Here is an 11,098-nt window from a genome sequence, read left to right as displayed (position 1 = left end):
AAAAAAGACATAAAAAACACCGCACTTTGCGGTGTTTTTTCATTATGTTTTCGCTACCAGCTGATTACCATTGGTAACCTACGCGAGCTGCAAGACCATTTTGCCCCTGATAGTTACCAGCTGCAATACCAACTAAGCTCTTACCTCGTGTATAAGCTTTCGGAATAGTTGCATCCTTTAAATGACCTACTGCATTCGTGATCGCATAACCATCATATATCTAATACATTTATCGTTAAAGGCACTGAAGATTTGCCTATCGGGGTGATTGTCAAGCCTGAGCCATTAATGACAGTCATATCTCCTATCGCATTGCTAAACGTAGCGCTAGCTAACCCCCAGCTAAATTGTTAGCTAATTTAAATCATAATGTTCCCTCATTTTTATAATTAACAACAATATTATTATCTGACAATTCTATTGCGGCCCCCTCTAGAAGGTTTAAACGACTCTCTTCCATACATCTTGACTCAATTTTTTAATACTGCATCAATCTTTTCTTAGCAAAATTATCACTTATAACTGTGGCCGCAACAGAATTGTCTCCCCCATATAGAAAAATTATCTCCAAAATTAGATTCTTTATCACACCATATAACTGTGATCCATTAATAACGTCTGTAAAAGAACTACAATAGCTACCGAATTATATCTCGTTGCAGTAGCACCACTCCTAATAACAATACTATTAACCTTATTAACACTTGAACTTGTATCAAGAGAAAAAGAAAGATCTCCTACTTGCACTTTTACTCCAGTAACTATATGCGGAAAATAAAAGGAAGTTAGAGTAAAAATTAGCTCAATTGTATCGATGCTAATATAAAATTTAAGTAAAAAAGCGGGTAATTTAGAGGAAGTTTTTAAGATTAAAGATTCTACACATTACAAATCAAATGAAACATGAATTGGTATAAATAAAATATTTAGCACAATAAAAAATCTGCCCTTAATCAGCTAGAATTTAAACTAACTTTTCAGGGCAGATGATTAAAGTGCGGTCTTTTTTATCAAGTTTTTTAATTATTCTTCGATAGAACGTAATAATTCGTTAATGCCTACTTTACCTAAAGTTTTTGCATCCACTTTTTTCACGATTACGGCGCAGTATAAGCTGTATTTTCCACATTTGGATGGAAGGCTACCAGATACCACCACAGAACCTGCTGGTACACGGCCGTAGTGAATTTCACCAGTCTCACGATCATAAATTTTGGTTGATTGACCGATGAATACGCCCATTGAAATAACACAGCCATCTTCCACAATAACGCCTTCTACCACTTCTGAACGAGCACCGATAAAGCAGTTATCACCGATAATGGTTGGGTTAGCTTGTAATGGTTCTAATACGCCGCCGATGCCTACACCACCAGATAAGTGAACGTTTTTACCGATTTGTGCGCATGAACCTACCGTTGCCCATGTATCGACCATGGTACCTTCACCAACGTAAGCACCAATATTTACATAAGATGGCATTAATACGCAGTTTTTAGAAATGTATGCACCTTTACGCACCGTTGCAGAAGGCACAACACGGAAACCTTCTTGAGCAAAACGTTCTTCAGTGTAATCCGCAAATTTTAATGCCACTTTGTCGTAATATTTTGTTTCTGCACCATCAATGATTTGGTTGTCATTAATACGGAATGAAAGTAAAACCGCTTTTTTTAACCATTGATGTGTTACCCATTCGCCATCAATTTTTTCTGCAACACGGTATTTACCAGAATCTAATCCTTCGATCACTTCTTCAATCGCTGCACGCGTTTCTGCATCAACGATTTTCGGTGTAATTTCTGCACGTTTCTCAAATGCAGCTTCAATAATTGCTTGTAAGTTTGACATTGTATTTCCTATGTTTTGTGTGAATAAGATGGAATCTGTTTTACCATATTTTCGCTTGCTGCGCAAAAACACCTAAAAAAATCACCGCACTTTGTATTAAAACAAACTGCGGTGATCCTAAAACATAATTGATTAAAAAATTGAAAGCGCTAAACCACAAACGACTGACATACTCAATACAACTGCAATCATTGCATAACCAAAATCACTCATGTTTTTCTCCTCACTAAAAATGGTGCCATATTGTAACAAGATTGTTTTAAGAAAATCACCTCTTTTACAAAAAAATTTCAATAAAAGTAACGAAATTTTTTACAAACCTTTATAATAGGCAAAAATTTTTGGGGATCGAAATATGGCAACAATTAAAGATGTCGCAAAAATGGCTGGCGTGTCCACCACAACCGTATCTCATGTTATTAATAAAACTCGCTTCGTTGCAAAAGATACGGAAGAAGCGGTGTTATTAGCAATTAAGCAGCTTAACTATTCACCCAGCGCAGTAGCGCGCAGTTTGAAAGTCAATACCACGAAATCCATTGGGATGATTGTGACGACCAGTGAAGCGCCGTATTTTGCCGAAATCATTCATTCTGTTGAAGAACATTGCTATCGACAAGGTTATTCTTTGTTCTTGTGCAATACACAAAATGAACCAGAAAAAGTCAAAAACCATTTAGAAATGTTGGCGAAAAAACGGGTAGATGGTTTGCTTGTGATGTGTTCTGAATATACGCAAGATTCATTGGATTTGCTTTCATCATTTTCCAGTATTCCAATGGTTGTAATGGATTGGGGCCCAAATGCGAATACCGATGTAATTGATGATCATAGTTTTGATGGCGGTTATTTAGCAACCAAACACCTCATAGAGTGCGGTCATCAAAAAATCGGGATTATCTGCGGTGAACTCAATAAAACTACGGCAAAAACTCGTTATGAAGGCTTTTTAAAAGCAATGGCAGATGCGAATCTTGAAGTGCATGAACCTTGGATTTTCGAAGGTGCATTTGAGCCTGAAGATGGTTACGAATGTATGAATCGTTTACTGGCTCAAGAAGAATTACCAACAGCCCTATTCTGTTGTAACGATGTGATGGCATTAGGTGCAATTTCTGCACTGACAGAAAAAGGGTTACGCGTTCCAGATGATATGTCCATTATCGGCTATGATGATATTCATGCTTCACGTTTCTATGCGCCACCATTAACCACCATTCACCAATCTAAGCTACGATTAGGCAGACAGGCGGTGAATATTTTATTAGAACGAATCAGTCAAAAAGATCAAAGCGTTCAGCAATATAGTCGTATTGACATTGGTCCTGAGCTTATTATTCGAAAATCTGTTAAATCAATTTTATAAAACTTATTAAAAATAAACCGCACTTTTTAAACAATCCACAAAAAGTGCGGTTCTTTTTTATCTATTTTTTAGCTTTTCTTGATTAGCTTCAAAGTTTCCTTGAATAGCATTTGCCCTATCTTCCCTTTTTAGCTATATCTATCACCAACTTACGAAGTTTATTTTTTACTTTTAGGAGTTCCTATGACACAAGAGTACACCACTCTACGCAATAACATTAGTATGTTAGGGCGTTTTCTCGGAGAAACCATCAATGATGCCCAAGGTGCCGATATTCTCGAATTAATCGAAAATATTCGTAAACTTTCTCGTAATTCTCGTGCGGGTGATGATAAAGCAAGACAAGAATTGCTCGATACGCTCGGTAGTATTTCTAATGACAATATTATTCCTGTCGCACGTGCTTTCAGCCAATTTTTAAACCTCACGAATATTGCGGAACAATATCAAACGATTTCTCGTGAACATTCTCTTGCACAAAGTTCTTCTCAATCCTTAAGCGAACTTTTCAAACGCTTAAAAGAACAAAATGCCTCAGTGGAAGACGTACATAAAACCGTCGAAAAATTATTAATTGAGCTTGTTCTGACCGCACATCCAACAGAAACAACCCGTCGTTCACTTATTCATAAACATATTGAAATCAATAAATGTTTAAGCAAGCTAGAACATCATGATTTAACGGAAAAAGAACGCAATATTATTGAGCGTCTATTACTTCGTTTAATCGCTGAAGCATGGCATACCAACGAAATTCGTACTGTTCGTCCAACACCATTTGATGAAGCCAAATGGGGCTTTGCGATGTTGGAAAACAGTTTGTGGCAAGCTGTGCCAGAGTTTTTACGCCAACTAAACGAAACCGCCCGTGAATTTTTAGGTTACGATTTGCCAGTAGGATTAAAACCCGTACAAATTTCCTCTTGGATGGGTGGCGACCGTGATGGAAACCCGTTTGTTACCGCACAAATCACCAAAAAAGTGCTTTATTTTGCCCGTTGGAAAGCGTCGGATTTATTCTTACAAGACATCAGCAAATTAGCCGATGAACTTTCAATGGTGAAATGTAGCGATGAATTTCGTGCTAAATACGGTGAGCATTTAGAACCCTATCGTTTCGTGGTGAAAAATTTACGCAATCAGCTTACGGCAACATTAGCTTATTTTGATGATCTCCTATCAGATCGCACACCGCGCGAATCTGAAAGCGAGATTATTTTAGAAGATAATCAACTTTGGGAGCCGCTTTACGATTGTTATCAATCTTTAATTCAATGCGGTATGCGCATTATTGCAAATGGTTCATTGTTGAATATTTTGCACCGTATTAGTTGTTTTGGCGTGACACTTTCTCAAATGGATATTCGCCAAGAAAGCACACGTCACACCAATGCGATTGCTGAAATCACGCGCTATATTGGTTTAGGCGATTACTCTCAATGGACAGAAGACGATAAACAGGCTTTCTTAATTCGGGAATTAAGCTCACGCCGTCCATTAATTCCGCAAAACTGGACGCCATCGCCTGAAACCAAAGAAATTTTAGATACTTGCAAAGTGATTGCTCAACAAAAACAAGGTGTCATTGCATGTTATGTTATTTCGATGGCACGCAGTGCCTCTGACGTTTTAGCCGTTCATTTACTCTTAAAAGAAGCGGGCGTGCCATATCATATTCCTGTTGTGCCATTATTCGAAACCTTAGACGATTTAGATGCGGCTGAAAAAGTGATGACTCAACTTTTCAATGTGGGTTGGTATCGTGGCGTGATCAATAATCGTCAAATGGTGATGATTGGCTATTCAGATTCGGCAAAAGATGCGGGAATGATGGCTGCCTCTTGGGCGCAATACCGTGCACAGGAAGCCTTAGTGAATTTAACAGAAAAACTTGGCATTGAACTCACTTTATTCCACGGACGTGGTGGCACGATTGGTCGTGGCGGTGCGCCAGCACATGCGGCATTACTTTCTCAACCGCCTCGTTCACTAAAAAATGGTTTACGTGTGACAGAACAAGGCGAAATGATTCGCTTCAAACTAGGTTTGCCCGCTGTGGCGGTAGAAACCTTTGATCTCTATGCTAGCGCCATTTTAGAAGCAAATCTTTTACCGCCACCAGAACCGAAACCAGAATGGCGCACTATAATGGACGAGCTTTCCACTATTTCTTGCGATATTTATCGTGGTGTGGTTCGTGACGATAAAGATTTCGTTCCTTATTTCCGCAGTGCGACGCCAGAACAGGAGCTCTCAAAATTGCCGCTTGGCTCTCGCCCTGCAAAACGCAATCCAAATGGCGGCGTGGAAAGTTTACGTGCCATTCCTTGGATTTTTGCGTGGATGCAAAATCGTTTAATGCTGCCCGCTTGGCTAGGTGCGGGAGCCTCTATCCGTCAAATTATTGAACAAGGCAAAGGCAATATCATTCATGAAATGTGCGAAAACTGGCCGTTCTTTTCAACTCGAATCGGTATGTTGGAAATGGTATTTAGTAAATCAGATGCTTGGCTTTCCCAACAATATGATCAACGATTAGTGAAAAAAGAACTTTGGTATTTAGGTGAAAATTTACGTAAGCAACTTGAAGATGATATTCAAACTGTGCTTTCACTTTCTCACCAAAGTGAATTGATGTCTGATTTACCTTGGATTGCAGATTCAATCGCATTGCGTAATATCTACACGGATCCACTCAATCTACTGCAAGTGGAATTGCTTCACCGTTTCCGTGAAAATCCAGAGCAGGTCAATCCCGATGTGGAACAAGCATTAATGATTACCATCACAGGTATCGCGGCTGGAATGCGCAATACGGGCTAGAAAGATGAAAAAAGTGCGGAAAATTTTCCGCACTTTTTTATTCAAATCGATCACTTAATAAAAATTGTAAAACCGCATCCATTCTCAAATGAGGAATACTCTCCCCTTGTTCTAAAGGCTGAGGTTCAAAACTATCAAAATCAAAGTGCGGTTGTTTTTGCCAAAATTCTGTTCTTGGTAATTTACTCGGCACCGTTCCTGGATAAAGCGTAATCGGTTGTTTATCAATAGAACGAATCCCTTGAATTGCTTTAATTTCTTTTCCTTGCTGATTCACAATCACTTGCTTTGTGGTACGAACAGCCGCAATGGCGGTATATTCCGTATCGATTCCTTCAAATTCCACATAGCGCCCCCCCTCTTGCACAATTTGGCGCATTAAACTCACTAAATTAGGAATTTGATCACGAGTAATATGATCCGCCTTCGTCGCAACAAACATTAATCGATCAATTCTCGGGGAAAACAAACGATGAAGAAAATTTCTGCTGCCATAATGGAAATTATAAAATAACTGATTTAAGCCCATTTGCATATCTAAAAAGGCTTGCTGGCTATGATTTAAAGGCGTTAAACAATCCGCCAAAATCACTTGGCGATCAAAGGTAGAAAAATAATTTTCGTAAAAACCTTTCACAATTTTATTGCGATAATAATCATACCGTTTTGTCAGCACGGCAAAATAGCTATTTGATTTGGCTGTTTTTTTCAAGGTTTGCCATTGTTCTTCTGAAAGATGAATCAATGGGAAAAATTGCAATGCTGGCGCGCCCTCTAAATCACTCGGTAATACAAATCGCCCTGGCTGAATAAATTGCATGCCTTGCGACTTACATTGGTCTAAATAATCCGTATAACTTTTCGCTATCTTGGCTAAAACATCTTCATTTGCGACCGCACTTAAATCCAAATCCTGCAACATGGAACGCCAATTCTGCGCCAATTCTGCACGAATGCCAGTTGTAACCTTGATTTGCTCTTGTGACCATTGTTGAAAATCTAGATTTAACAACGGCAAATCGAGCAGCCACTCACCTGGATAATCAAAAATATCCAGATAAAGCGTGCCACGTTCTTTCAAATGACGTAGCAAGCCAGATTGACGTTGAAAACGAATTGCTAAACGTGTTTCACTCACGCCACGAGTAGACTGAAACCATTGAGGCGGATTTTGTGACAAATCATTTAAATTACTTTCATAATCAAAACGTGGCACGCTGAGATCTTGTTGGGATACGCGTTTCACCGCCAAGATCGCACCATTTCTAGCCGCTTCAAACAAGGGCAAATGCTGTGATGAATTTTGATTAATGGAGAGAAGTTGATTGATTAAACTTGTAATAAACGCTGTTTTACCACTCCGACTTAACCCAGTTACCGCCAAGCGTAAAGTGCGGTCAAAACCACGATTAATAATTTGATTGATTTCGTTTTGAACCCTATTAAACATTCAATATCCTAGCCATTTTTACTAATATGCCTTACAATTTGGCACATAATTTATCACAATGCATTTGTTATGTTACGCAAAAATATTACGTTTTTCTGTTTTCTATTTGGTATTGGCTTGAATTCTCAACTTCAAGCAGCTCCGCGCGTACCAGAACACCTAACAGAAAACGGACTAACTTATTGTACTAATGCCTCTGGTTTTTCTTTTAATCCACAAACTGCAGATGCAGGCACCAGTATGAATGTCGTCACAGAACAAATTTATAACAAACTTTTTGAAATCAAAAACCATAGCGCAAATGTTACGCCTGTGCTTGCGCAATCCTATTCAATTTCACCAGATAACAAAGAAATTTTAATTAATTTACGCCGTGGGGTGAAATTTCATCATACGCCTTGGTTTACCCCAACTCGTGATTTTAATGCGGAAGATGTGGTGTTTTCAATTAATCGTGTATTGGGTCATGATACTTACTTGCCAACCTTAGCAGAAACAGCAATTACCTATAAAAATCCACAATATAAAGTGTTTCACGAGCAAGCAAGAAAAGTTCGCTTTCCTTATTTTGATAGCATTAAGCTTAATGAAAAAATTAAATCAGTGACCGCACTTTCACCTTATCAAGTGAAAATTGAATTGTTTGAGCCTGATTCATCGATCTTGTCGCATCTTGCCAGCCAATATGCCATTATTTTTTCACAAGAATATGCCTATCAATTAAGCGCTGACGATAATCTCACTCAATTAGATACTCACCCCGTGGGCACTGGGCCTTATCAAGTAAAGGATTATGTGTATAACCAATATGTTCGCTTAATGCGTAACGAAAACTATTGGAAAAAAGAAGCAAAAATTGAAAATATTATCGTGGATTTATCTACTGATAGAAACGGGCGACTCGTCAAATTTTTCAATAATGAATGTCAAATAGCCTCTTATCCTGAAGTGAGCCAAATTGGCTTATTAAAGAGCAACGATAAGCACTACTATATGCAATCTACTGACGGAATGAATTTGGCATATCTTGCCTTCAATTTTGAAAAACCATTGATGCAGGATCGCACCATTCGAGAAGCTATCTCACAAAGTTTGAACCGCGCACGTATTATTCACAACATCTATCACAATACTGCAACAGTAGCGAATAATATTATTCCTGAAATATCTTGGGCTTCTAGCGTAAACACGCCAGAATTTGACTTTGATTACAGTCCAAAAGTCGCGAAGAAAAAATTAGAAAATAAACATCTTTCGCTCAATTTATGGGTGATTAATGAAGAACAAATGTATAACCCCGCACCTTTTAAAATGGCGGAAATGATTAAATCTGATTTGGATCAAGTCGGCGTGAAAGTGAAAGTGCGGACAGTGACACGCACATTTTTGAGTGAGCAACTTCGCAATAAATCAGAAAACTACGATTTAATTTTAGCAGGATGGTTAGCAGGAAATCTTGATCCTGACGGATTTATGCGCCCTATTTTGAGCTGTAATACGCAAAATGAAATCACAAATTTATCTAACTGGTGTAACGAAGAATTTAATAATTTAATGGATCGCGCGATTGCCACCTCTAATTTATCTGAACGGGCTCGCGCTTATAATGACGCTCAAGAACTTATTCTACATGAATTGCCGATTATCCCTATCGCGAATGTAAAACGCATTTTGGTGGCAAATAGCATAGTAAAAGGCGTGGAAATGACACCTTTTGGTAGTCTTAACTTTTCTGACTTACGCTTACACAAGGAGAAACCCTAATGTTGTGGTCTGTTATTCGCCATACCCTTTGGATAACCTTGCTTTTGCTTGTGTTATCTTTGCTAAGTTTCGTGATTTTATTGCGAGATCCGCTTAATGCAGATCTCGTCACTCACAATATTTACACCAGTTATTTTAATTATTTAAGCACCTTATTACATGGCGATTTTGGGATTACTTATAACGGTGGAAAATCTCTGATAGATTTGATTCTAACGGTACTTCCACCCACATTAGAGCTCTGTTTTACCGCACTTTTATTAGCGTTCATTCTCGGCGTACCGCTTGGCATTATAAGTGCGGTAAATTCTCAGCATATTTTTGCCAAGAGTTTAAAAAGTTTATCTTATGTTGGTTTGTCGATCCCTATATTTTGGCTTGCGCCGATTTTACTTTATGTGGCGGCAGTAAATCATTGGGAAATTGCATCTATTGGGCAATACAATTTACTCTATGAAATAAAACCGATTACTGGTTTCCCAGTCATTGATGTTTGGTTTATAGATGTGCCTTATCGCACCAAAATTGTACAAAATGTTTTGCAACATTTAGCCTTACCGACACTTGTGCTTTGTATTTTGCCAACAATGGAAATTATCCGAATTATTCAACAACGAGTAGAATATGTTTTGAACCAAAATTTTGCCAAAGTTGCCACGACACGGGGTTGGTCAAAATGGAAAATTCTCCATCAATATGTATTCCGTAATACGTTTCCTCTGCTTGTTCCACAAGTACCGCGCGTGTTCACCCTAGTATTAACTCAATGTATGTTGGTAGAAACAGCTTTGGGTTGGCCTGGAATTGGTCGCTGGCTGATCGATGCCGTAATGCAACAAGATTACAATAGTATTTCTGCGGGTGTAGTTGTTATTGGCGTTTGCATTATTTTGATCGACACATTCATTAAAGCGCTTACTTTCGTGCTCGATCCATTTAAAAAGAAAGGTTGGTATGCAAGATAAAGAACCTGAAGAATTTCGAGAAAATACCTCAATATTCCAAATATGGCTACTATTTCGCAAAAATACCGTTGCGTTGTTCAGCTTTTATTTATTAACGTTGTTAATTCTAACCGCACTTTTCAGCGGTTGGATCGCACCTTATGCTCATAATATGCAGTTTGTTGGGCAAGAATTAATGCCGCCATCTTGGGTTGAAAAAGGGCAAATTGCCTTTTTCTTTGGTACTGATGATTTAGGCCGTGATGTACTAAGCCGGCTAATTATGGGCACAAGTTACACGATTGGATCATCGTTGCTAGTCGTACTTGCAGTTGCCTTAATTGGTGGAACGCTTGGCATTGTTGCGGGTATGTTGAAGGGCTTAAAAGCGCGTTTTGTCGGCCATATTTTCGATGCCTTTTTATCTCTCCCTATTTTGCTCATTGCCATCGTGATTTCCACTCTGATGGAACCGAGTTTATTGAATGCAATGTTCGCAACACTTTTAGCGATATTGCCGTATTTCATCCATGCAATTTATCGAGCCATTCAACAAGAATTGAAAAAAGATTACGTGCTCATGTTAAAACTCGAGGGCATTTCTAACTGGGAGTTATTAAAAAGTACGATTTTGCCAAATATCACCGTAGTCTATGTTCAAGAAATTGCACGCGCATTTGTTGTCGCCATATTGGATATTAGCGCCTTGAGTTTTATTTCTCTTGGCGCACAGCGACCAACCCCAGAATGGGGCGCAATGATTCGAGATTCTTTAGAACTCCTCTATCTTGCACCTTGGACAGTATTACTCCCTGGCTTTGCAATTATTTTTACCATTTTATTAAGCATTATTTTTAGCAATGGCTTAACTAAAGCTATCAACCAATATTACGAATAATT

At 38.5% G+C, this 11,098-nt stretch carries 7 protein-coding genes; 5 read left to right on the top strand and 2 right to left on the bottom strand.

Features of this window, described 5'->3' with window-relative positions:
* Positions 1–1,023 precede the first annotated feature (1,023 nt).
* The gene (dapD, locus tag AAX18_RS03910) at positions 1,024–1,851 is read right to left on the bottom strand and encodes a 2,3,4,5-tetrahydropyridine-2,6-dicarboxylate N-succinyltransferase (RefSeq protein WP_005626071.1); all 828 of its coding nucleotides are present in this window, start codon (positions 1,849–1,851) and stop codon (positions 1,024–1,026) included.
* Positions 1,852–2,206: 355 nt separating this feature from the next.
* Here dapD and purR point away from each other — a divergent pair, with 355 nt between their 5' ends.
* Both purR and ppc read left to right on the top strand, forming a co-directional pair.
* A complete protein-coding gene (gene purR, locus AAX18_RS03905) occupies positions 2,207–3,217 on the top strand; it encodes an HTH-type transcriptional repressor PurR (RefSeq protein ID WP_046953025.1) in 1,011 nt (336 codons plus the stop codon).
* 183 nt (positions 3,218–3,400) lie between these two features.
* Positions 3,401–6,040 carry a phosphoenolpyruvate carboxylase gene (ppc, locus tag AAX18_RS03900; RefSeq protein ID WP_046953024.1) on the top strand — a complete coding sequence of 880 codons (2,640 nt, stop codon included), beginning with the start codon at positions 3,401–3,403 and terminating at the stop codon, positions 6,038–6,040.
* A gap of 37 nt (positions 6,041–6,077) precedes the next feature.
* Here ppc and AAX18_RS03895 read toward each other — a convergent pair whose 3' ends face one another.
* Positions 6,078–7,490, bottom strand: a complete 1,413-nt coding sequence (locus AAX18_RS03895) for a YcjX family GTP-binding protein (protein WP_046953023.1) — start codon at positions 7,488–7,490, stop codon at positions 6,078–6,080.
* 69 nt (positions 7,491–7,559) lie between these two features.
* Between AAX18_RS03895 and AAX18_RS03890 the strand changes: the two genes are divergently transcribed.
* Genes AAX18_RS03890 through AAX18_RS03880 form a run of 3 tightly spaced genes read left to right on the top strand, consistent with a single transcriptional unit; the run spans position 7,560 to position 11,096 of the window.
* On the top strand, positions 7,560–9,254 hold the full coding sequence (locus tag AAX18_RS03890; protein ID WP_046953022.1) for an ABC transporter substrate-binding protein: 1,695 nt from the start codon (positions 7,560–7,562) through the stop codon (positions 9,252–9,254).
* Positions 9,254–10,219 carry an ABC transporter permease gene (locus AAX18_RS03885; RefSeq protein ID WP_046953021.1) on the top strand — a complete coding sequence of 322 codons (966 nt, stop codon included), beginning with the start codon at positions 9,254–9,256 and terminating at the stop codon, positions 10,217–10,219. Before AAX18_RS03890 ends, AAX18_RS03885 begins: the two co-directional genes overlap by 1 nt.
* Positions 10,209–11,096, top strand: a complete 888-nt coding sequence (locus AAX18_RS03880) for an ABC transporter permease subunit (RefSeq protein WP_005626057.1) — start codon at positions 10,209–10,211, stop codon at positions 11,094–11,096. Before AAX18_RS03885 ends, AAX18_RS03880 begins: the two co-directional genes overlap by 11 nt.
* Positions 11,097–11,098: the final 2 nt, after the last annotated feature.

Source organism: Haemophilus haemolyticus (assembly GCF_001008205.1).
GTDB lineage: Bacteria > Pseudomonadota > Gammaproteobacteria > Enterobacterales > Pasteurellaceae > Haemophilus > Haemophilus haemolyticus_Q.
This window is presented reverse-complemented; position numbering and strand designations above follow the sequence as displayed.

Bases quoted from the DNA above. Each gene is read 5' to 3' on its own strand.
- dapD (WP_005626071.1), bottom strand. From the start codon at position 1,851: ATGTCAAACTTACAAGCAATTATTGAAGCTGCATTTGAGAAACGTGCA.
- purR (WP_046953025.1), top strand. From the start codon at position 2,207: ATGGCAACAATTAAAGATGTCGCAAAAATGGCTGGCGTGTCCACCACA.
- ppc (WP_046953024.1), top strand. From the start codon at position 3,401: ATGACACAAGAGTACACCACTCTACGCAATAACATTAGTATGTTAGGG.
- AAX18_RS03895 (WP_046953023.1), bottom strand. From the start codon at position 7,490: ATGTTTAATAGGGTTCAAAACGAAATCAATCAAATTATTAATCGTGGT.
- AAX18_RS03890 (WP_046953022.1), top strand. From the start codon at position 7,560: ATGTTACGCAAAAATATTACGTTTTTCTGTTTTCTATTTGGTATTGGC.
- AAX18_RS03885 (WP_046953021.1), top strand. From the start codon at position 9,254: ATGTTGTGGTCTGTTATTCGCCATACCCTTTGGATAACCTTGCTTTTG.
- AAX18_RS03880 (WP_005626057.1), top strand. From the start codon at position 10,209: ATGCAAGATAAAGAACCTGAAGAATTTCGAGAAAATACCTCAATATTC.